Origin of the sequence: Psychrobacter sp. TAE2020 (assembly GCF_018919485.1) — a bacterium.
Lineage (GTDB): Bacteria > Pseudomonadota > Gammaproteobacteria > Pseudomonadales > Moraxellaceae > Psychrobacter.
On sequence record NZ_JAHLMU010000001.1, the window covers coordinates 895,538 to 918,661 of the forward strand.

Below are 23,124 nucleotides of genomic sequence, written 5' to 3' on the forward strand. Positions count from 1 at the left end.
ATTAATCGGTTGTAACTACTAGTACAATTAAATAGTATCGCCTCAGTTCAGATTAAGTTCAGCAACCCTAAACCGCTAAACTTTAGTGGCTATTTATTCATCAGCTGCTACTATAGTGCGATCTTTGATACTTTGTTGCCAAGCTGCTGAACGCCTAGTACGATCGGCTACTTGCCCGACTAATTGCCCACAAGCAGCATCTATATCATCGCCACGAGTTTGACGAATAGTACAGACAAAGCCTGCTTCGCTAAGAATATTACTAAAGGCATGAATACGGTTATTGCTCGACTTCTCATAACCTGCATGCGGAAAAGGATTAAAAGGAATAAGATTAACTTTACTAGGCAAATCACCTAGCAGCGCTACTAATTGCTCGGCATGCTCATTGCTATCATTGACCCCATCTAGCATCACATATTCTATAGTTACGTGTTTTTTATGCCGTGGATTGACATCGAACACATAGTTCCGGGCAGCGGCCATTAGCTCACTTAACGGATATTTTTTATTGATTGGCACTAGCTCGTTACGCAGCTCATCATTGGGTGCGTGTAAAGAGATCGCTAAAGCGACATCGATGTCTTGTGCCAGCTGATACATTTTTGGTACGACACCCGACGTTGACAAAGTGACACGGCGCTTGGATAAACCGTAAGCATGATCACTGAGCATTAGCTCCATCGAGCTAACCACTGGCTTGTAGTTTAGCAGCGGCTCGCCCATGCCCATCATGACCACATTAGTCACTTGATTGTCCCATAAACTATGGTCAACCCCTGCCAAGCTATCTTGATCGTCAGTCATATAAGACGCATTAGCCACCCATAATTGACCTAAGATCTCAGCAGCGGTTAAATCGCGTTCAAAGCCCTGCTTCCCAGTACTACAAAAGCTGCAATCGAGCGCACAGCCTACTTGTGAGGAAACACATAAAGTCTTACGGCCGTTTTCTTTGCTGTCATCTGCTGGTATTAGTACGGTCTCTACTAGCGAGCCGCCAGTCACTTCGAATACCCATTTACGTGTACCATCTTCGCTATATTGACGGTGAATAACTTTGGGAGGCGTTACACAAGCATTGAGCGCTAACTTATCTCGTAAGCCTTTGCTTAAGTTAGTCATTTGCTCAAAGTCAGTCACCCCTTGCTGATAAATCCATTTGATAACTTGAGTGGCACGAAAGGGTTTCTCACCGATGCTTTTGAAGTAATCAGCAAGTTGTGCTTGCGTCATACCCAATAGATTGGTTTTTGCTTGTGCCTCGTCCAATAGCTTGATGCTATTGCTGCGCTTGGCAGGTGTATGGGTTGATACTGGCTGCGCTGATGTGGCATCTGTGGTAGCGATAGTTGACATTAGAGTGACCTTTTCACATGAGTATCAGCTCATGAATAGTTATAAGTTAGCAATCCGTTGTAAGCTTAGTTCTGTCTTTAATAGTTTAAGACTAAATGTTAATACTGGCTGGCACTACTGACCAGCGACGCTTATTAATAGTGCGTTGTGCTTACATAGGATTGATAACGCTTAGTAAATATTTACGGCTATAGGTAAAACGTTTATTAAGCGCTCAGGTGGTAGTAATGAGGCAAGTGCCGATGAATTTCAATCAACTTAGCTTTTGACATTGCTAATAGCTGTTAACTCGTTAAAACTGGCTAGTAGCTAATAAAAGCCATCCTAACTCATCAAACAACAATGAGTGAAACGGCTTATACCCATAAGATATAAGCCGTTTCACCTTGCTGCTTATTAATACTGCAGCTATCACTGTTACTCTGCTTATCTGTTTATCTGTTTAGCATAGCAGTAACGAGTTAATAGCCATCTGTATTAACGAGTGCGAGCACAAACTTCTTCGTCATTGAAGAAGTAGCTGATTTCACGCTTAGCTGATTCAGCTGAATCTGAACCATGAACCGCGTTTTCATCGATGCTGCTAGCAAAGTCAGCACGGATAGTGCCTTTTTCAGCGTCTTTTGGGTTAGTTGCACCCATAATTTCACGATGCTTAGCGATAGCATTTTCGCCCTCTAACACTGATACTAATACTGGACCTGACATCATAAAAGATTTTAGATCATTATAAAATGGACGCTCAGCATGCTCAGCATAAAAACCGCCAGCTTTTTGATCATCGAGTTGCATCATTTTTGCTGCTACGATTTTTAGACCAGCTTGTTCAAAGCGGTCATAGATAGCACCAATATTGTTGCCAGCAACAGCGTCAGGTTTGATGATAGATAGCGTACGTTCGATAGCCATAAAAAGCTCCTAATGAATGATTATTGATAATAAAAATATAACGGTTATACGTGCTTGTTGATCAAAGTATTGACTTAGGCTATTTACGATTGCCGATAGAAATCTACACCATTAGCCAATTAGATCAGCCAAGCGCGTCAATAGATGATTGCTGACCATTATAATGATTGACGCTGTAAATGATAGGGTTTGTTTAACAATTTAACTTTTTTCAAAATAAACAAAACAGTCATCAGCTTAACTAAAACTCATTTATAGTGTTATAAAAAGCTCAAAACCTCTAGCTTTAACCAATAAAAACCCCATGCTATTAACATAGGGTTTTTATTTTAAATAATGACCAATGCTATTAATTAAGCATTATATAGATCACATTTAAGCATCATAAGGATCACGTAGTACGATAGTCTCTTCACGATCTGGACCCGTTGAAATGATATCCACTGGGCAATCGATCAAGGCTTCGATACGCTTGATATAGTTTTTAGCGTTTTGAGGCAGATCATCATAGTTAGTAACACCAACCGTAGACTCACTCCAACCTGGTAGAGTTTCATATCTAGGGGTTACTGACTCATAGAATTCAGCATCATGAGCACCAGCAAATTCAGTATCTGGCACATCATAACCAACACCGATTAGCAGCTCTTCTAAACCATCGAGTACATCAAGTTTAGTCAAGCAGATACCTGATAACGAGTTAAGCACTACTGCACGGCGCAACGCTTCAGCATCGAACCAACCACAGCGACGAGCACGACCGGTAGTTGCGCCAAATTCGTGACCAACTTTAGCCAAATGAGCACCAACATCGTCAAACAGTTCAGTCGGGAATGGACCACTACCAACACGAGTAGTATAAGCTTTAGTGATACCTAAGACGTAGTCTAAGTACAGCGGACCAATACCAGTACCTGTTGATACGCCACCAGCAGTTACGCTTGAGCTTGTCACGAACGGATAAGTACCGTGATCGATATCAAGCAAAGTACCTTGCGCCCCTTCAAACATCAAGTTCTTGCCAGCAAGACGCAGCTGATTAAGATCTTCGGTTACATCAGTAACCATACCTCTAATCTCTTCTTTCCATTCTTTACAAAGCTTTAAGGTCTCATCAAAATCGATACCTTCCACTTTATAATACTGAGTCAATTGGAAATTATGGTATTCGATAAGATTACGTAGCTTTTCTTCTAAGTCATCACGGAAAAGATCCGCAAGTTTAATAGCACGGCGAGCCACTTTATCTTCATAAGCGGGACCAATACCACGACCAGTAGTACCGATTTTGCCGCTACCACGTTTGGCTTCACGAGCTTGATCGAGTGCCACATGATACGGCATGATAAGAGGACAGTTAGGTGAGATACGCAGGCGCTCACGTACTGGCACATTATTATCTTCTAACTCTTTCATCTCTTTCAATAGCGCGTCAGGCGCTAGTACTACGCCATTACCGATAAAGCAAGTAACGCCTTCGCGTAGAATACCTGATGGAATTAGATGCAGAACCGTAGTTTTTCCATCGACTACTAGCGTATGCCCAGCATTGTGACCGCCTTGAAAACGTGCTACGGCTGATGCTTTTTCAGTCAGCAAATCGACGATTTTACCTTTGCCTTCATCGCCCCATTGGCTACCTAAAACTACGACGTTCTTACCCATAATGAATCCTTACAATGATGTATTGAAGTGTACGATAACGATTTAGAACTACTATTAAATCAAACAAGTTACTGCTTGCTAATTATTGGTTAATGACTATTTAATAAAGCCCTTAAAACATAATAAAAAAGCATATAAATTAGTTAAAGCGCTCTGTACTTGAGCAGTTCCCTACTATATAACGGTCAGCTGCCAGTTATTATCTAGCAAGCTTAGACGATGTGTGAGATCCGTCGGACAGTCATCTACAGACAGCGGCATAGTGACATAGTAGCCTTGTTGACGTAAGTCAGTCACTTGTTGCTGTAATGCTTGTCGTTGGGTGCTATCAGCACTATTGATATCAGCAAAATCCACAACTACCACTTTTGCCACATCAAGCTCAATATGCGCTAGTAGACGACTGATATCCATACTAAAACCGGTCGCTTCACGGGGCTGCTGGTTTTGATCATAGCTATTACGACTTTGCATACCATCGAAACGTCCGCCCCTGACTAATGGCTGGGTTTCACTATTGATATAGCCATTAAAGACAATACCAGTATGATAATGATAGCCGGACAATTCAGTGACATCGATACTCACCTCACACTGCCATTGATGTTGCAAATGATCTTTTAGGCGTTGCAGCTCATCGGCTGCTTCCGCTATTTCACTGTCTTGCTGCGCAGTATCAGACAATTTAGCCAATAGCTGCGTCATATCATGACCAAAACGAGCTAAGGTATAAAAATCAGCGCCCATCTCTAAGCTTTCGCAGACCCGTTTTAACTCCGGCAAATTCTTATTAGCATATAAGTGCATTAATTGCTCAGTATCGCTATCAGACAACTGTGCCAATACCGATAAGCGTTTGAATAGCGCTACATGGCCTAAGTCCACATGCAGATTAGCACTCATATTCAGGCTATTCACTAGCGTAAATAGTACATCTATCAGCTCAATATCAGCGCTTAAAGAGGCACAACCAAATATTTCAGCCCCTAGCTGTAAAGGCGTCCGTGAGCCAAATAGCCCAGTAGGTAAAGTGTGAATCACATCACCGGCGTAACAATAGCGTGCAATACCTTGCCCACCCCAGTGCGCATCAATACGCAAAATCTGTGGAGTAATATCCGCCCGCACACCCATTAATCGACCAGTAAGCTGATCGATAATCTTAAAGGTTTGGCGTTTTAGATCTTCTGAAGCTTCACTAAGTAATGACTCAGTGAACTCAATCATTGGCGGGGACACTAACTGATAACCATGACCAATCAGCTGTTGAGTAAGCTTATAACGCAGCATTTCTTGCTTTTGCGCCTCTGCAAACAATACATCGACCACACCATCTGGTAATAGCCAGCTATTGGCAACTTCGCCAGTAAAATTACTTAGGTGAAAGTTACTTAAATAGGGAACAGAGTCAGGAGTAGCAGAGTTAGAACTGGCAGACACAATAAATCCTTGTTTGGCATAGCGTTTACCTAAAAACGCAGCTCTATAATAGGGCGTTACGGCACGATGTTATCAACGTTGTTATTAATAACATAAAGTCTTCTATAATCTTGATACTTTTTATCAGCTTGTGATCCACTTCCTATCAGCTTAGCTTTTGAGCCTATTACTGAAACTTAGTACTGCAAATCAGTACTTAAGCCTTAGCACCTTGATAAAGGATCAATACTGTTTCCTAATCTAGTCTCAATATGCCAATTTTGACACAAGAAATTATAAACCCAAGTATAAAAAACTGAGTGAGAATTAAGTAAGGAGTAAAGATTAGGATGATAAAGCAACTGAGTAAAGGCAATTAGGGATCAATAAACTTTACGCTTCAGTTTAGCATAGCAACTAAGCTTCGCCTAGTAACAATTATAGCCAATATTGCGCTTATAGAGTATGAGTCCTCTATACTTCGAGCTTGCTTATTTCAGCAACCCTTATAGCTTTAGCCATTATAAACCCTATGTTGTACGAGCCTAAAGGTAAGAGGGCCTACATTATTAGCGCTACGCCGTCTCCCTAAACTCATGGTACACTAGCGCATAATTTTATTGTACGAAATTGTGCAACTATTACCTACTTATCTTGGAAGCCTTATGTCAATTGATCACCATCCTAATCCAGCTATTAACCAGACTAACGTATTGGGAACTGACCTTGCCAGTTGCTGTTTTGACCCTATTACTGGCTATTATCGCAATGGCTTTTGTCATACTGGTAATCAGGATGTTGGACAGCACACCGTATGTGTGAAGATGACTAGCGAGTTTTTGAACTTCTCTGCTAGCCGTGGTAATGACTTGATTACCCCACTACCTGAATATAACTTTCCTGGTCTTAAGCCAGGTGACTATTGGTGTGTCTGCGCCTTACGCTGGGTTGAAGCGTTAGATTTTGATATTGCTCCTCAGTTGAAGCTAGAAGCTTGTCATGAGAGCTTATTGACTTTAGTTGATCTCGAAACCTTAAAAAGTTACGCACTATAGTTATATATAGCTATTTCTGTTATTAAGTAGCGATTATCAGAGGAGGGTGTATGAAAAATGATAACGATTTATCCATTAAAGCGACTACTCACGTTGCACCTGAGTCTAATACTGAGCATAGATACTCAGATGTAGTGGATTATGATAGCTATATCTATGGTGATGTTGACGCCACGCTAGAAGATACGCTTGAGACCATGACGGTCTACGATCCTGATGCTGAACGCTACGAAGATATCGACACTTCAAGCGTAGGTGAGGTGGTTAATTGCTACTCCTATTTGCGCAAAACAGGTGAGCAGCTTAATAAGTTAGAGCTTAGCGAAGTCAGTAAGGCCTTGACCAATAATAACCAGTTTATTTGGCTTGGCTTATATGAACCTAGTCTACAAACTATAGCAAAAGTACAAAACGCTTTTGAGTTGCATGAGCTGGCGATCGAAGATGCTTTTGCCGAGCATCAACGTGCCAAAGTTGAAAACTATAATAACGATACGATATTTTTAGTAGTACGTACTGCTAAGCTTGATGATAATTTTATACGTTATGGGACTACAGCGATATTTATGGGTAAGAACTACCTAATAACTATCCGCACAGGCCCCTCTAACTCCTACGCCCCAGTACGTGACCATTACCACTTGCGTCCGGAAAAGCTACGGATGGGGCCTATTTTTGTGCTGCATGCTATTCTTGATTTCATCGTTGATAACTACATGCCGGTGACCGACCGTTTGGGCAGCTATTTACGCGAGCAAGAGCGCCATATCTTCACTTACGAGTTTAGTAAAAGCACCCTTAAAAACTTATATGAGCTTAAATCGCAGCTAGTACATATGCGCGCTGTCATTCTTCCAGTACAAGATATCTGCAACTTCTTTATTAATCATCAAAAAAGCGACCTCATCCCCGCCTTCCCTAATGCGGCTAAGCCTTACTTTCGTGACGTCAATGATCATCTGTTGCGCGCCTTGGATGCGGTCAACGGTCTCAACGAGATGTTAAGCTTAGCGATGGACACTTATATGGCAATGGTCAATATGGGCCAGAATGAAGTGGTACGCAAGCTGGCGGCTTGGGCGGGTATTCTAGCCGTGCCGACAGCGGTAGCTGGGATCTATGGCATGAACTTTGACTTTATGCCTGAACTGCATTGGCAGTATTCTTATTTTGTGATTTTATTATTAATTGCGGCACTCTGTAGCTACTTATACTATAACTTTAAGCGTTTGGGCTGGTTGTAAATTTCAATCTATAAAATCTTTGTTGTAAAAACTTGATGCAAAAAAGGGCTAATATATCAATTAGCCCTTTTTTTATATCTCAGTGACGCTGATAAACTGTTAGCGCTATGGGTACTGAGTTAAATAGCTGCTGATTTTTCAGCGGCATCGACAGTCTGACGAATTAAGGTATTAATAGTCATAGGTCCTACGCCACCAGGTACTGGAGTATAAGCGCTTGCAATAGCACTTATGCCAGCAAGCTCAATATCACCTACACCGCCATTATCAGTCGGATGGAAGCCTGCATCAATCACTACTGCACCCGCTTTAATCCACTCAGCCTTAATCAATTCAGGTATGCCAACTGCGCCAACGATGATATCAGCACGCTTAACATGAGCGGCTAGATCCTCAGTGCGCGAATGGCAGATAGTCACAGTACAGTTAGCGTTGAGTAGCATCATCGCCATTGGCTTACCAAGTATAGGACTACGACCAACTACTACTGCCTCTTTACCTGACAGCTCGATATTATAGTGCTGCAATAAGTGCATGATGCCTTGTGGCGTACAAGAGCCAAAAGCTGACTCATTCATACTCATACGACCAAAACCGAGGCAGGTCACCCCATCGACATCTTTTGCCAAATCAATCTGCTCAAAGCAAGCACGCTCATCGACATGACTAGGTACCGGATGCTGCAATAGAATGCCATGCACATCTTGATTATTGTTAAGCTCATCTATTTTTGCCAGTAGCTGCTCTGTAGTAGTAGTGCTTGGTAATTCCACCTTCATAGAGTCCATACCAACGCGCTTACAAGCATTACCTTTCATACGCACATAAGTCGCTGAAGCAGGATCAGCACCGACCAAAATCGTTGCCAAAATCGGTGTGCGTCCGGTTTTTTGTGTAATCGCATCAACACGTACGCGTAACTCTTGTTCTATTTGTGCAGCAAGTGCTTTGCCATCTAATACAATAGCCGTTTCTTGAGCGGTCGACATAGTAACTCCAATAGATAAAGCGATAGAAACAGGTGTTTTATAGAGGATAGTATTGTACCTACCTTGCAACAAAAATCCTAGTAACAAGCCCTATTTAGCTTAAAATCTAGCAAATTTTTACCACTATACCCTACCATTTAACCCAGATTATTTAGCACTTCTGACCGCTCGGATAGCTCACAAGTTTGAGATTAAAGAGATAATAAGGTATTCTTATGAATTATTAATGTTACTTATATTTAACGTAGTTGTAGTTTTATTTATCAATAGCGAGATGATTGTAGTTTAAAAACAGGATCATTTTTAGCACTGAATTCACTAATTATTATATATCATTTGCAATTGGTACCATGTTTTGTACCAATTCGCTTATCGCAGCAGATTGATTCAGGGGTTAGACATACCTCAATTAATCTCAGCTGTCAGCATTAAGAATAGTCTACTTATTCTATCCTTATTAGCGCTTATCTATTAAACGCTTAGTCAAACGTGCTTATTTATTAAGTACTTATTTTCGGTTGTCATGACAACATACATTAGTATAAACCTGATGGTTATGCTTTTTGCAGACGCTCTTAATGATTGGTGCCTGTGTGGTTTATAGCGGTAGCATCATTGACCGCTAATAAGCGCTTATTACTTATTAGCGGTAGAGTTAACAGTTAGTTCAGTCAATACCTAGTAATGAAGCTAAGTTTATTTTGTTGTTTGTTGAATGACTAATTGCCAAGCGTCTATGTTTTTTAGCAACGCTAAGCTTGTATAAGTCGTTATAAACTATTATAAACAATTGCGAGGTATGAAGTTGAAAACTGAGTCATTGTTCCAATTCTCAGCACTAACCGTTATTTTATTATTAGTAGCGTTCTATGGCGGTACTTATCTATTGTCTTTATTGATCAAAAAAGACAAAGAGTCGACTACTGGTTTTATGGTTGCTGGCCATAGCGTCGGTTTCGGTATGGGTGCAGCCAGTATGACTGCCACTTGGATTTGGGCAGCATCGTTTTATGCCGCAGCCACTTCCGGCTACAAGTATGGTATCTCAGGGCCTATACATTATGGCTTTTGGGGTGCATTGATGATTTTATTCATCTACCCATTCGGTATGCGCTTTCGTGAACTTGCGCCCAATGGTCACACCTTGGGCGAGCTAATACATGCTCGCCATGGCTCATCAAGCCAATTAATTTTAGCCATCTCTAATATTATGGGCAGCTTAATTAGCTTGATGGTCAACTTTACCGCAGCGGGGGCGCTAGTGTCGGTATTGTCGCCATTATCATTCCAGACTGGCGTCATTATCGCCGGGGTTGGCGTGCTCAGCTATACCTTGACTTCAGGCTTTCGTGCCTCAGTATTTACCGATTTTGCCCAGCTAGTTGCCTTGATGGCGATTGGCGTAGTGATTATTCCAGCGGTGCTATTTGCCATGGGCGGTCCCTCAGTAATGGTCAGCGGATTATCCAACTTGACCTTGCAGCAGCAAGACTTCTTCTCCTCTGAGGCGTTTTTTCAGCAAGGTGCACCGTTCTTTGTTGCCGTACTGGCTTATGCTATCGGTAACCAAACTATCACTCAGCGACTATTCGCGATCGATAAAACCAAAATTAAAGCCACCTTTATTACGGCGACTGTCGGCTATGCCGGTATCGTCATTGGTCTAGGCATGATTGGCCTGATGGCGCTGACCATCGGTATTGAGCCCTTAGATGGCAATATGAATAATCTGATCCCACAAATGGTCAGCACTTATCTGCATCCCGTATTTATCGCCCTATTCTTTATCTTAGTCATTGGCTCCCTGTCGTCAACGGCTGATTCAGATCTATCGGCGCTCTCGACGATTATGATGGCTGATGTTTATGCCAAGAATATCGCCAAAAAAGGAGGGGTAAAACCAAAAACAATGATGCTAGTTGGCCGTGGGACGATGATTGTCGCCACTGCTGCTGGGCTTATATTCGCAAGCTTTAAGCTGGACATTCTAGTGATGCTGGTATTTGTAGGCGCGTTATGGGGCGCAGTGGTGTTCCCAGTCATTGCTAGTGTGTATTGGAATCGGGTAACTAATACCGCCTTTACCTCAGCAGTACTTGTAGGTTTACTGTTCTTCTGCATCGCTCGCTTTGAGTTAGTGTCCATTACTGGTGTTACTGCCCTATTCTTCGAAGTTATGGCCAGCGTCGGCGGTTCAGTAGTCATTGGCCTGATGGTCTTTGGTTTCTTAGGCCGCAAGATGGGCTTACTAGCGGCCAGTATTGCACTGATATTCATGCTGATCTTTGCCACAGACTTCTTGCGTCAATATATGGTGCTTCTAGCCTCATTGACTGCTTACGGCGTCAGTACTATCGTCTGTATTGTCATCAGTCTTATGAGTAAAGAGTACTTCGACTTTGATCTCATTCAACAGCGTGTTGGTGATTATGATAAAAAAGCAAAAGTAACCCCAGTCGCTGATGTCAAAAGTAATTAATCAGCACTGACTGTTCTCTAACTAAGACCGGTTGATTACCTATTAGATCAGCCTGTCACTAATCACATAAGGAGCTGGTATGAGTAGTACTTTTATCTATGGGTTATATATCTTAATTTGGCCAGTGATTACACTTGGAGTGCTAGTACTTATTTGCACTGCAACCTATCGCGATATCCAAAAAGCCCGCCGTAATAATAAAGATATTATTTAACACTCGAAATAGCCCTAAAATAGCAGCACTGAGCAAAGCTTTAGTACTGCTATTTTAGTTACTAACTTAGTTAATAAGGTTGCTACAACCACAAGTAATAAATCCTTTGAGCAGCAATAAGCACCTCAAAGCCCTAGCAATACTAAATAAAGTCACTTTATCTAAAAAATGTCTTGTAATTTAAAATATTTTTGCTAATATAGTCAACCTTGATTGGCTGGATAGCAAAGTGGTAATGCACTGGACTGCAACTCCTTGATCGTCGGTTCGATTCCGACTCCAGCCTCCAATTATTTAAGTTTTAAATATTTATTAGTAATAAGTTAATTTTAGCTTGCTTTATTAACTCAAATGCTTATAATAGCGACCACTATCTAACGAGTATATTGCTTACTTAATAGCAGCTACTTAGCAGGTAATACAAGTTTTGCCCGGGTGGTGAAATTGGTAGACACAAGGGATTTAAAATCCCTCGCTAGCAATAGCGTGCCGGTTCAAGTCCGGCTCCGGGTACCATATAGCAGTACTAAAAACGCCGTAAATCACTATGATTTACGGCGTTTTTTTATGGCTGTTATCTTTTAGGGTTTAAACCAATTATCTTACTGCTAATTTCTATCTCTAAATCTTGGCTTTACTGAGTCTTGACTCTAGTAAGAGCTGATTGTAATAAATACTGCAAAATGCACTACTATTTATAGACTAAGCTTTTAGCCTATCGAAGCTTAGGTTTTGCACATAGCTTTAGCGCAACTGCAAAATTATCCTTTAAGCGTGGTTAAAGCACCTCTAGTACTTGTAGAGATGGTCTTAGCTCCCTGCCATCACCATTACGAATATATTTCTAAGTTTTTATTCGCCTTTGCTGACACGGCTACTGAGTTTCCTATATGATGATTCAATCCATTTCATTATTAATGATCCATTAAATTTAAGCTTTTTTCTTAGTAACAAAGGCTTTTTATTAGGTAAAAAGGTACTTTATGTTTAACCCTTCCTCAACTCGTTTAAATAAATACATTAGCGAAAGTGGTATTTGCTCTCGAAGAGACGCTGATCGCTTTATTGAACAAGGCAACGTGTTCATCAATGGTAAGCGTGCTTCGGTGGGACAGCAAGTAGTTGCTGGCGATACGGTAAAAGTGAACGGCCAACTCATTGAGCCCCAAGACGCCGATAATTTTGTTTTTATAGTCTTAAATAAGCCAGTAGGCATTGTCAGCACTACAGAAAGCTCAGAGAGGCACAATATTGTTGATTTTGTTAGACATAGTCTACGTATCTTCCCGATTGGTCGTTTAGATAAAGACTCACAAGGTGTCATCTTTTTGACCAACAATGGTGACTTAGTCAATAAGGTACTGCGGGCTGGTAATAATCACGAAAAAGAGTATTTAGTGACGGTAAATAAGCCGATAACTGATAGTTTTATCAAGGGTTTAGCTGGTGGTGTGCCTATGCTAGGTAGGATGACAAAAAAATGCCCAGTGACTAAGATTTCGCCTAACGTGTTTAATATTACCTTAGTACAAGGGTTGAACCGCCAGATTCGTCGTATGTGTGAGCATTTTGGTTATGAAGTGGTAAAGCTTGAGCGTACGCGGATTATGAATGTGAGTAACAAGGGTATTGCGGTTGGCGAATGGCGAGATTTGACTCAAAAAGAGTTGGCTGTTTTACTTAAATCTATAGAAGGTTCTTCTTCAGATAGTAGTACTCCGGCTAAAAAATCTGCTAATGCACCACGAAAAAAACCTCGTACCGATGGGCCATCCAAGTCCAAAGCGTCTACAGAAACAACGGGCGCAGCAAAGGGGAAAAATAGAAATCCTAAGAATGGCCCTAAAAAGCCCGCAGGCTCTAAAGGTAACGATAGGCGTCCTTTTGGGGACAGTAAAAAACCTGGACGTAATGGCAAACCTACTACCAATGGCAAGCGCCCTGCAAAAGGTCGCAGCTCTAAGCGTTCTTAACACCTGTGCGATATAATTAAATCACTACTCTAGCCCCAGTCTCAGCCCAAAAGGGATGGACAATGATAGCCAAAGCGACAATTAAAGCCCATGCCGCACATTTAGGAAGGAGTAAAGACAATATCTAGGTTGCGCTTACCAAAAAGCGAATACTAATGACCTGCTTGCCTTTTATGGTTTGCCACTAGCGCTGATCGTTTAGCGCTGCTGTACCACCATTAATATCCATCTCCCTTTATTACTAAGGTTAGAGCTTATAGTGGTGGTAGTGGTCAACTAATTTAGCTTTTTGCGCCACTTCTAGAGCCACTGCCGCATCGAAGCTGGCGGCTCCCACTGACTTAAATAATGTCACGCCTTTTTTATCGTGCTCTATAGTAATTTTCTGCGTGACTAAATCAGCTAAATCGCCTGTTAAATTGTCCCAAGTCCAGTCGCAATCGTTAGCCGAATCTGCCTGAATTAAATCACCAGCCTCATGACGGCCACCGGGAGCATCATCGATAACTACGTGTGAGCAGGCTTCGATCACCGAATCACTCACCTCTTTCATCTCAGGTTGATAAGCCCCTACTGCGTTAATATGTGCATCAGCTTTGATTTCACTCAGCTCAAACAAACCTTCGGTAGCGCGGGTTGCTAAGTTAATCACATCTGCATCTTTTACCGCGCTAGCAATATCCTCGCAAATGTCAAACGTCACTGGCCACTGTGGATATTGCTCAGCAAACTTACTCTTAAAGGTATTAGCACCTTCAAGGCTTCTATTCCACAAAGTCACCGCTTTGATATTAGGGCAGACGGTTAATACCGCATTAAGCTGCTCATACGCCATGCCACCACAACCGATTACCGCTACTTGCTCACTGTCCGGCTTCGCCAAATACTTGCTAGCGATACCTGACAGGGCTGCCGTACGGACTTGGGTCACGTAGACGCCATCCATAAAGGCCAGAATCTCACCAGTGTCGTTATTGGAGACAGTTACCACTGCGGTAGTGGTGGGTAAGTTACGTTTTGGGTTATCCGGGCAAATGGTGACCAGCTTTACGATGGCAAACTCTTCTTTACCATCAAACAATACCGAAGGCATCGAGAGGTGCGAGCCACTATTTTTATCACTCGCAGTAAAGGTAGGAATCACCAAACGCTCTGGACATTTTACCCACTCTGGATGCTCGGACTGTAATACCAATAAGCGCTCAATGGCGTCGATAGCCACAACCATAGTCAATTGCTCTTTAACAGCTTGACTGTCTAAAATTTGCATGGGGGTTCCTTGTCATTTTCATTAATAAAAGGTGTTTAATTTGATTGGCGTAGGCTGGTACTTTAGCCCAGCAATCTTATAAGTGTTATTTAATAAGTTGGGCTAAAGCCACAGCCTATAACGATTTTATAAAGATGAGAAGGTCATGGTAACCTTTAACTAAATATAAAAATTCATTTCGTACTTAATACAGGTAGCTGGGAGAAATTTATGCAGCCTCTGGCGAGTCGTAGACGGCCAGCACGCCAGTAAATTTTTACCAGCTACGGTAATGGCTCAAATTGCCTCAAACCTTATGATAATCTTTATTTAAATATCAAAAATCTTACCCCGGTTCATAATACCATTGGGATCGAAGACTTTTTTAATCTCACGCAAATAGTCAATCTCGGTTTCGCTACGACTATAGTGCAGATACGGTTTCTTAGTCATGCCCACGCCATGCTCTGCAGAAACTGAACCACCATACTGCTGCACGATAGTAAATATAGAGTCGTTCACTGATTGGCATTTTTCAAAGAACTCATCTTTCGACAGAGCTTCCGGCTTGAGAATATTCAAATGCAAATTGCCATCACCAATATGACCAAACCAGCAGATTTCAAAGTCGGGATATCTAGCATTAACCACTGCTTCAATATCGTGGATAAAGCTCGGCACGTGGGTAATTAATACTGAGACGTCGTTTTTATACGGAGTAAAGACTGAAATGGTCTCGGAGATATATTCGCGTAATTTCCAAAGGTCCATCGCCTGCGCAATACTCTGACTCATCACACCATCGACCACCCAACCATTTTCCATACAACCCTCAAAGATAGCCATTGCCTTGTCCATAATCGGCTCATAAGGCGCTTCAAACTCTAATAGTGCATAGTATTTGGTGCGCGCCTCAAATGGCTCCTGAACATGACCGGTAGCCATTAACTTGTCAATAGCCACATCGTCAAAAAATTCAAAAGCGGTCAAATCGATCTGCGCTTGGAATGTGGATAACACCTTCATCACATGGTCAAACTCATCCATACCCAGCACCATCACTGTCAAATCGTGCGGCGGACGATCCAGTTTTATTTGCGCTTCAGTGACGATACCTAAAGTACCTTCGGCACCAATAAACAATTGGCGTAAGTCATAGCCGGTAGCGTTTTTAATCATGCCGCGATTCAGGTGTAAGATATCCCCCTTGCCGGTTACCACAGTGAGGCCCATCACCCATTGACGAGTCATACCATAACGAATCACTTTAATACCGCCAGCGTTAGTACCAATATTACCACCAATTTGACTGGAGCCTGCTGAAGCAAAATCAACCGGATAATATAAGCCTTGGGCTTCGGCAAACTGCTGCAACTGCTCAGTAATCACGCCCGCTTGCACTTCTACCAAACGATCCGCCGGATAGAACTGTCCGATTTTATTCATCTTATCGAGGCTTACAACGATCTCTCCATTGCTGGCAACCGCGCCTGCCGATAGTCCAGTACGACCACCGCTTGGAGTAATGACAATATTATACTCATTGGCCAATTTTACTAGCGCTCGTACTTGCTCAGTCGACTTCGGAAATACGATAGCCGATGGTGCTGGCGCAAAGTGTTTGGTCCAGTCCTTGCCCCAATGCTCTAGGCTCGCCGCATCCGTCTTAATTTGGGTCGCGTCATAACCATGCTCTAATTGCAGGATGGCTAATACTTGCTCGGTCAATGCTAGCGTGGTTGAATCCTGAATAGAGTCTAAAGTAGGCAGTGCTAAAACAGCATTCATAGTATACGCTCCAAATAAATAAAAGCAGCGCATGTTGTTCACTTACCCTATCCAGCAAATCGACGGAGGAAATAAATAAACAGCAAGCACTGCATCAAAAAACTAGGCCACTATAATCAATTTTAACAACAACCAGCACAGTATTGAGCAAGGGTTAAAATCTAAAATGGCTTGGCTAGATTTAACGCTAACTAGATTTAGCAATAACTAGCTTCTGTAAGCTCAAATACTTTCCAAAGCTCAACTACTGTAGAAAATTAGGCAATAATCTTTAGACACTGGCCCATATGATACAAAGTTAGCCCCAGTTCCGTATAGCCCGATCGAAAGCCCGACATACCGACTTTAGCTTCTTTAATAGTCTTAAACGGTAGTGGCAATACTGCCTTGTCACCTGAGATAATATAATCAGCAAAGCACTTGCCAATCATTGTACCGGTGGTAATGCCGCGACCATTAAAGGCGGTCGCGGCAAGGATACCCTCTTTTGGCTCAAAGATACGCATGATATGGTCTTGAGTAAAGCCAAAATGGCCATACCATTCATACTGCCAATTAAATTTAGGCAGGTCTGGAAAATAACTTTTTTGCACTACATTGGCCCAATTTTGATAAAAAGCTTTGGACTTCATTGCCTTACCACCGACTGTACCCAGCAGCAAACGACCGTCTTTATCACGGCGGATACTCGATAGTGCTAAGCGCGTATCCCAAGAGCCCGTTTTGTAAGGCAGTATTCTATCGGCTACCTCACCGGTCAAAGGCTCAGAGGCAATCTGATAATAATCGACCAAATAGAAGGTCTTTTTAATTTCCGTCCACTCGCCTTCAGTGTAAGCATTGGTCGCGATGATGACTTTTTCCGCTTGTACCGCAGCATCAGCCGTACGCACATACCAATCGTTACCCGATTTCTCGACCGAGGTTACCGTGGAGTTCTCGTAAATGCGCACGCCAAGCTTAGTCGCTGCATCGGCTAAGCCATTAACGTAAGCCGACGGGTTAATAGTGCCAGCACGGTGATCAAGCAAGGCTTTGTTGATACTGGTGGTGCCACAATACTCGTGACAGCGCGCGCCGGTTAATACCTCAGCATGGACACCGCGACGCGTCAACTGCTCATAGCGAATGTCAACATCGGCTTCACCCTTGGCATTGTGGGCCATATGGATATTGCCGGTGCGAGTATCCTGTGCATCGATATTATGGCGATCAATCATGTCAAATACCAGACTTGGCGCATTGCCAAGTGCGCTACCTAAACGTTCACCCGCCGCCTCCCCCAACATTAGATTGAGATCATCGGGACGCGCCCAAGTGCCAGGGTTTACCAAGCCGACATTACGCCCTGAGCCGCCGCTACCGATGACTTTACTTTCTAATAACACTACGGCCACGCCTTGCTCTGCCAGATGAATGGCAGCAGACAGTCCTGTATAGCCGCCACCGATAATGCACACTCGAGTCTGAGTTTCGCTAGTTAGCGTGTCATAGTGGTGAGTTTTGGGAGCCGTAACGCTCCACAAACATTGCTCTTGCAACATCTCAGCTTCCTTCTAAATTAAATGTTGTCTGTAGTAGATAGCGTGCTGGCATTGTTGACAACAGTAGGCTCTTCGCGAGGAATAAATTTATTTAACACTACCCATAGCAAGCCAAATAATGGCGATAACCAGCAGGCAAAGGCGAATGGGGCATAAGTTAAAGTGGCAATACCTAGGGTCGCTGCGACAAAGCTACCGCCCATGTTCCAAGGAATGAGTGGCGATAACAGCGTGCCGGTATCTTCGATAGAGCGAGTGAGCGTGGTGCGCTTGTAGCCCATCTCTTGATACTTGTCTTTGAGCAGACGACCTGGCAAGACTAGCGTGGTATAGACATCACCGATGAGCGTACCAACACCGATAGTACTGGCATAAGTAGTAATCACTAGACCGAAACGCGACTTCACCATGTTATTGATTTTGGCCATGATAGCTTTTAGGGTACCGTAATGCTCGATTGAGCCGACGAAAGCTAAAGCAAAGATGGTTAAAGTAATAACCCAAGTCATAGACATCACGCCGCCTTTAGACAACAGCTGATCGACAACCGCAAAACCGGTCTCGCTAACAAAACCATTTTGTAGAACTTTAAAAATCTCATCAACACCCACGCCTTGCATAAAGAACGCGACTAAGCCTGCGACCACTACCCCTGACAATACCGTTGGGATAGCTGGCATTTTCATAACCGCAGCAATGACAACGACAACAGCCGGCAATAAAGTGATAATACTCAGGTTATAGTTAGCCACTAGTGAGGTTTGAATTTCTTTGATTGAGGTTAAATCGACGTTTTCCGCGCCATAACCCATGCCAATCCAAGCATAGATAATCAAGGCGGTAATCATGGCCGGTACAGTGGTTGGCAACATGCCACGAATGTGATCCCAAAGATCAACCCCGGCAGCGGCTGGCGTTAGGTTAGTGGTGTCAGACAATGGCGACATTTTGTCACCAAAGAAAGCGCCAGAGACAATGGCGCCACCCGTTAGTGACGGCGGGATACCCAAGCCTAAACCAATACCCATCATAGCCAGACCGACTGTACCAACCGTGCCCCAAGAGGTGCCGGTTGCCACAGAAATAATGGCACAAATAATACAAACGGAGACTAGGAAAGAGGACGGAGAGAAGACGCTAAAACCGTAATAAAGAATAGTGGGAACTGTACCAGCGATAATCCAAGCGCCAATTAGCATACCGACCCCCATCAAGATAATCATGGCCGGCAAGCCGATTTTTACCACCTTTAAAAAGCGCTCTTCCATGCCCTCCCAGCTGCGACCACGGATCTTCATAAACAGACCAGTAATTAAGATGCCGCAAGCTAGCGGAATATGCGGAGTAAAGTCTTTAAAGACAAAGAACTGTACCATCAGGAGAATGGCCGTTAATAGTAGCGGAGCAATATCTAGCAGAAAGCTAGAGGAAGGATCATAGCCTTCGATATCAGGGTTTGGTGACTTGTGCGGGGTTTGTGTATTCATGATATATCTACCTATCCTAGTAGTTAAAACCAAATCCATTGGTATATAGTCGTAGTACGGTGTTGCTGATTGGTCAATCTAAAACCAACCTAGTGACCTAAGTCACCTCTAAAAATAGATTTAAATTAAATTATTAATTAAAACAATAACTTAGGTATTATATTAAGCAATAAAATATTACCATCGGTCAAAACAGATGTTTAAAAGGTATTAATTAATAATTAAAAATAAAAGAATTTAAAAATAAAGCGTTAAAACTTAATATTGATTCAGATATTTAATAACCCTTTTTAGGGACTATTAATCATCTAAAGACTTACTAAAAAGCTTGAATAGAATGGCAATAAAAAGTAATGCAAATTAGGACAATAGTTGTTACTGTTTTTTTATAACTGGCTTTAGGCTATTATTTGCCTATATAGTCAGTCCATTCAAGATTTAGCACAGAGTCACTGGTATAAGTTTGCGCCTGCCTCAGTCATATCATGACTTCTAGCCAGAAAAATTATATCAGTGACTCACTGATATACTAGTTTTAAATAGGATTGACTCTATTAAAAAGGTTAAAGGGCAGTTAAGCGCACATAACGCGCGCTTAACTAAGTAAAAATACAATCAGCTCGCTTTAAAAATACTTAGCGATAATTACAGTTTGGCCTAACCGAAGTTAATGCCTTGCGCTAGAGGTAGCTCAGTTGAGTAGTTGACCGTATTGGTCTGACGACGCATGTAGTTTTTCCACGCATCAGAGCCTGACTCACGACCACCGCCGGTTTCTTTTTCACCGCCAAACGCGCCACCAATCTCAGCACCACTAGTACCGATATTGACGTTAGCAATACCACAGTCACTACCGCGAGCGCTTAAGAACAGCTCAGCTTCACGCAAGTCATTGGTAAATACGCAGGAAGACAGACCTTGTGGTACATCGTTTTGCATCTCTAAGGCTTCGTCAAATTCTGTGTACGTCATGACATATAGGATGGGTGCAAAGGTCTCATGACGCACTACGTCGTTTTGCTCATCCATCTCAACGATGGCGGGCGTGACATAGTAGGCGTTTGGATACTTATCTTGTAATACTCGCTCACCACCAGTGACTTTACCGCCAGATTCCCGAGCTTTGGTCAAAGAGTCTTGCATGTTATTAAAGCTATCTTGGTCGATTAATGGACCGACCAAATTGCCTTCTAGCGGATGGCCGATGCTGACGGTTGAGTAAGCGGCTTTCACACGGGGCAAGATGTCATCTTTCACTGACTCGTGAACGAATAGACGGCGTAGCGAGGTACAACGCTGACCGGCCGTACCGACTGCTGAGAATAGAATGCCACGTAGAGCTAAGTCTAAATCAGCACTTGGCGTTAGGATCATGGCGTTGTTGCCACCAAGCTCAAGTAAAGACTTACCAAAGCGCTCAGCGACTTTAGGACCTACGATTCTGCCCATACGCGTGCTGCCTGTCGCACTGACTAGCGCCACATCGTTATGCTCAACCAAAGCGTTACCAACATCGGCTTCGCCCAATAGGATTTGCGACAAGTTAGCAGGCGCATCACCAAATTTGGCTAAGGCTTTCTCAAACAACGCTTGGCAAGCAATGGCAGTTAGTGGGGTTTTTTCTGAAGGCTTCCAAATTACTGGGTTACCACAAACTAAAGCTAATGCGGTGTTCCATGACCAAACGGCGACTGGGAAGTTAAATGCTGAAATGACCGCGATGACGCCTAGGGGCTGCCAAGTTTCGCGCATGTGGTGACCAGGACGCTCTGAGGCGATGGTTAGGCCATAAAGCTGACGGGATAGACCTACTGCAAAGTCACAGATATCGATCATCTCTTGGACTTCACCTAGACCTTCTTCTTTGATTTTACCGGCCTCTAGAGAGACTAGAGCGCCTAGGTTTTCTTTGTGCTCACGCAGCACTTCGCCCAAAATACGGACCAATTCGCCACGCTTAGGAGCGGGTACTGTACGCCATTCTTTGAAGGCTTTTTTAGCATTTTGTATTTGGCTGTCGACATCGCTCACTTGATGCAAAGTGACTTTACCGATGACTTCGCCATCGATAGGGCTTTTGACTGCAAAATCGCCCGTTTGGTACTGACTCTCATCGACGCCCATGGCCGACATATATTGCTTAATCATACTGACTCCTTTGTATAGTATTTCATTACGTCCTTGCACCCCTATTAAACTACCCTGCTGTTGCACAAGTTGCAAAATAATAAATTTCTTGCAGTCATTCATTTTTGGAATGGCACATTAAACTTATGGGATTAAAGCTGAATTGATCATAGTTTTAACTAGTTATTAGCTATGCCACCTGTTGTAATGACGCAAGACACGCCTGTAAGCTCTCATCTTGCCTCTGCGCGTAGAGTGCAAGCTCATCATGCACACTCGCTCCTAAGGCCTGCTCAAACTCTTGCTGGTTTGATTGACCCTCATAGCTGCTTGCAATATCGCTATGGAGATTGGATTGAAAAATACCGGCCGCACTGACTGGCAAAAAGTCTTCATAAACAATCGGCTCGATTCGGATAACGTCTTGTTCGATGAGCTGCTGTAGATTGCTCGTGGAAACATCCAAACCTGTTAATGGCGCAGAATCAGCTTGGTTAGGTTGATAATGAAAATAAGCTAGCTGCTCATCATGCAAGGTTTTATAGTCATCTGGGAAGGCGGCAAAAGACTCGCTGAGCAATTGATAATACTGCTGAGCGTTGTTTTCATTTGCTGTTCCCCCTAACTTTTCACGCGCCTCACTAAGCAATTGATCGTACAAGGCACGTCCTTTCGGTGTTAACGCGACGCCGCGCTGCTCAATCTCACCAAAGCGAGCGGTATGCTGGCCGGACTGGTACTGGCCATCTGCGCCTTTAAAGCTCACAGGCTCTACCAATGCCTTAAAGCTGGTCTGACGCAGCAGAATTGGGCAGTTGCGACGTGGCGGCCCTTCGATGATAGCCTTTGGGGGAATACCGCGGCTGTGCATGCCCTGTTGCACCGCATCAATATCTAGCGTCCGCGGGGTTAAATGATTGATATGTGGGCCTTTAAACCCGACCACATCAGCAATCAGTTGATGCTGACCGGCCAACTGCTCGTAGATGTCTTTGGCAATGGGCGACTGCTCATGCCAGCGGAAGGTTTCTAGCGCTTGTTCGACAAATTGCTCGCCTTGCTCTTTAGTTAGACCACCCTGTTGCTCATAAGTTTCGATTAGTTTGACCACGCCATCAGTAAAGATGTTACGGGCATCTAAAGCGGCTTGGGCTTGCTGTCTGAGCATCTCATCACCGATCAAATCTAGACGCAATAGCGAAGTGAATACGCGGAACGGACTGTTATTCAAAGACACCGTATCAATCGCGCGAAACGCTGTAGAATGCACCGGCACGCCTGCAGGAGCTAAGTCATAGTAGCCCACCGGCTGCATACCCATGATAGCGAATAAGCGGCGCATCATCGCCAATTCTGCTGCCGTACCCAAGCGAATCGCGCCATGACGCTCCATGCTCAATCTATCGATTTCACCGGTATTTTTCAGCTGCTCTGCAATCTCGGGTTGCTGCGCTAATACTTCCTCATTGACCTCAGCGACGAGTTCCATCAGGTCGGTATAAAGCGGTACTTCGGTTTGGTACATCTTGGACATGGCTAGCGAGAAACTATGACGGATAGCATCACTACTTATAAAGTCTTGGTTTGAACTCAGTTGCTCTGAACTCACAATTATTCCCCTTA

At 43.2% G+C, this 23,124-nt stretch carries 16 protein-coding genes and 2 tRNA genes; 7 read left to right on the plus strand and 11 right to left on the minus strand.

Going from position 1 to position 23,124, the window contains the following annotated elements; genetic code table 11:
* Positions 1-93: 93 nt before the first annotated feature.
* The 4 genes from rlmN to KPY62_RS03490 form a co-directional block, all read right to left on the minus strand.
* Positions 94-1,359, minus strand: a complete 1,266-nt coding sequence (gene rlmN, locus KPY62_RS03475; protein ID WP_216580836.1) for a 23S rRNA (adenine(2503)-C(2))-methyltransferase RlmN — start codon at positions 1,357-1,359, stop codon at positions 94-96.
* Between the two features lie 477 nt (positions 1,360-1,836).
* Positions 1,837-2,268: a nucleoside-diphosphate kinase gene (gene ndk, locus KPY62_RS03480; RefSeq protein WP_201622555.1), complete on the minus strand. Its 432-nt coding sequence runs from the start codon at positions 2,266-2,268 to the stop codon at positions 1,837-1,839.
* A gap of 375 nt (positions 2,269-2,643) precedes the next feature.
* Positions 2,644-3,933, minus strand: coding sequence for an adenylosuccinate synthase (locus KPY62_RS03485; protein WP_216580837.1), 1,290 nt, complete (start codon positions 3,931-3,933; stop codon positions 2,644-2,646).
* Positions 3,934-4,107: 174 nt separating this feature from the next.
* Complete coding sequence (locus tag KPY62_RS03490; protein ID WP_324033785.1) at positions 4,108-5,373, minus strand: ATP phosphoribosyltransferase regulatory subunit; 1,266 nt, start codon at positions 5,371-5,373, stop codon at positions 4,108-4,110.
* A 644-nt stretch (positions 5,374-6,017) separates the two neighbouring features.
* Here KPY62_RS03490 and KPY62_RS03495 point away from each other — a divergent pair.
* Together KPY62_RS03495 and corA are read left to right on the plus strand one after the other, a co-directional pair.
* A complete protein-coding gene (locus KPY62_RS03495) occupies positions 6,018-6,407 on the plus strand; it encodes a DUF2237 family protein (protein ID WP_201622557.1) in 390 nt (129 codons plus the stop codon).
* A gap of 50 nt (positions 6,408-6,457) precedes the next feature.
* On the plus strand, positions 6,458-7,651 hold the full coding sequence (corA, locus tag KPY62_RS03500) for a magnesium/cobalt transporter CorA (protein WP_216580838.1): 1,194 nt from the start codon (positions 6,458-6,460) through the stop codon (positions 7,649-7,651).
* A 119-nt stretch (positions 7,652-7,770) separates the two neighbouring features.
* Here the strand turns inward: corA and folD are convergent, their stop codons facing one another.
* Entirely contained in the window at positions 7,771-8,640 is an 870-nt protein-coding gene (gene folD / locus KPY62_RS03505) for a bifunctional methylenetetrahydrofolate dehydrogenase/methenyltetrahydrofolate cyclohydrolase FolD (RefSeq protein WP_216580839.1), read from the minus strand.
* An 820-nt stretch (positions 8,641-9,460) separates the two neighbouring features.
* Here folD and KPY62_RS03510 point away from each other — a divergent pair.
* The 5 genes from KPY62_RS03510 (at position 9,461) to rluF (ending at position 13,306) form a co-directional block, all read left to right on the plus strand.
* Complete coding sequence (locus KPY62_RS03510) at positions 9,461-11,119, plus strand: sodium:solute symporter family protein (protein WP_216583103.1); 1,659 nt, start codon at positions 9,461-9,463, stop codon at positions 11,117-11,119.
* 79 nt (positions 11,120-11,198) lie between these two features.
* Positions 11,199-11,333 (plus strand): putative transporter small subunit, encoded by a 135-nt coding sequence (locus KPY62_RS03515; protein ID WP_216580840.1) that lies wholly within the window; start codon positions 11,199-11,201, stop codon positions 11,331-11,333.
* Positions 11,334-11,548: 215 nt separating this feature from the next.
* A tRNA-Cys gene (locus tag KPY62_RS03520) sits at positions 11,549-11,622 on the plus strand.
* Between the two features lie 140 nt (positions 11,623-11,762).
* Positions 11,763-11,849: transfer RNA gene (locus KPY62_RS03525), tRNA-Leu, on the plus strand.
* 467 nt (positions 11,850-12,316) lie between these two features.
* Entirely contained in the window at positions 12,317-13,306 is a 990-nt protein-coding gene (gene rluF, locus KPY62_RS03530; RefSeq protein WP_216580841.1) for a 23S rRNA pseudouridine(2604) synthase RluF, read from the plus strand.
* Between the two features lie 247 nt (positions 13,307-13,553).
* Here the strand turns inward: rluF and KPY62_RS03535 are convergent, their stop codons facing one another.
* The 6 genes from KPY62_RS03535 to KPY62_RS03560 all read right to left on the minus strand — a co-directional run bounded on the left by KPY62_RS03535 (position 13,554) and on the right by KPY62_RS03560 (position 23,110).
* Positions 13,554-14,576, minus strand: a complete 1,023-nt coding sequence (locus tag KPY62_RS03535; protein ID WP_216580842.1) for an ornithine cyclodeaminase family protein — start codon at positions 14,574-14,576, stop codon at positions 13,554-13,556.
* Positions 14,577-14,885: 309 nt separating this feature from the next.
* The gene (locus KPY62_RS03540; RefSeq protein ID WP_216580843.1) at positions 14,886-16,343 is read right to left on the minus strand and encodes an FAD-binding oxidoreductase; all 1,458 of its coding nucleotides are present in this window, start codon (positions 16,341-16,343) and stop codon (positions 14,886-14,888) included.
* Positions 16,344-16,600: 257 nt separating this feature from the next.
* Entirely contained in the window at positions 16,601-17,887 is a 1,287-nt protein-coding gene (locus KPY62_RS03545) for an NAD(P)/FAD-dependent oxidoreductase (RefSeq protein ID WP_216580844.1), read from the minus strand.
* 17 nt (positions 17,888-17,904) lie between these two features.
* Entirely contained in the window at positions 17,905-19,374 is a 1,470-nt protein-coding gene (nhaC, locus tag KPY62_RS03550; protein WP_216580845.1) for a Na+/H+ antiporter NhaC, read from the minus strand.
* A gap of 657 nt (positions 19,375-20,031) precedes the next feature.
* On the minus strand, positions 20,032-21,522 hold the full coding sequence (locus tag KPY62_RS03555) for an aldehyde dehydrogenase family protein (protein ID WP_216580846.1): 1,491 nt from the start codon (positions 21,520-21,522) through the stop codon (positions 20,032-20,034).
* Positions 21,523-21,691: 169 nt separating this feature from the next.
* On the minus strand, positions 21,692-23,110 hold the full coding sequence (locus KPY62_RS03560) for a VOC family protein (RefSeq protein ID WP_324033788.1): 1,419 nt from the start codon (positions 23,108-23,110) through the stop codon (positions 21,692-21,694).
* Between the last annotated feature and the right edge of the window lie 14 nt (positions 23,111-23,124).

Bases quoted from the DNA above. Each gene is read 5' to 3' on its own strand.
- folD (WP_216580839.1), bottom strand. From the start codon at position 8,640: ATGTCGACCGCTCAAGAAACGGCTATTGTATTAGATGGCAAAGCACTT.
- KPY62_RS03535 (WP_216580842.1), bottom strand. From the start codon at position 14,576: ATGCAAATTTTAGACAGTCAAGCTGTTAAAGAGCAATTGACTATGGTT.
- KPY62_RS03540 (WP_216580843.1), bottom strand. From the start codon at position 16,343: ATGAATGCTGTTTTAGCACTGCCTACTTTAGACTCTATTCAGGATTCA.
- KPY62_RS03555 (WP_216580846.1), bottom strand. From the start codon at position 21,522: ATGATTAAGCAATATATGTCGGCCATGGGCGTCGATGAGAGTCAGTAC.
- ndk (WP_201622555.1), bottom strand. From the start codon at position 2,268: ATGGCTATCGAACGTACGCTATCTATCATCAAACCTGACGCTGTTGCT.
- KPY62_RS03515 (WP_216580840.1), top strand. From the start codon at position 11,199: ATGAGTAGTACTTTTATCTATGGGTTATATATCTTAATTTGGCCAGTG.
- KPY62_RS03485 (WP_216580837.1), bottom strand. From the start codon at position 3,933: ATGGGTAAGAACGTCGTAGTTTTAGGTAGCCAATGGGGCGATGAAGGC.
- KPY62_RS03495 (WP_201622557.1), top strand. From the start codon at position 6,018: ATGTCAATTGATCACCATCCTAATCCAGCTATTAACCAGACTAACGTA.
- KPY62_RS03545 (WP_216580844.1), bottom strand. From the start codon at position 17,887: ATGTTGCAAGAGCAATGTTTGTGGAGCGTTACGGCTCCCAAAACTCAC.
- corA (WP_216580838.1), top strand. From the start codon at position 6,458: ATGAAAAATGATAACGATTTATCCATTAAAGCGACTACTCACGTTGCA.
- rluF (WP_216580841.1), top strand. From the start codon at position 12,317: ATGTTTAACCCTTCCTCAACTCGTTTAAATAAATACATTAGCGAAAGT.
- rlmN (WP_216580836.1), bottom strand. From the start codon at position 1,359: ATGTCAACTATCGCTACCACAGATGCCACATCAGCGCAGCCAGTATCA.
- nhaC (WP_216580845.1), bottom strand. From the start codon at position 19,374: ATGAATACACAAACCCCGCACAAGTCACCAAACCCTGATATCGAAGGC.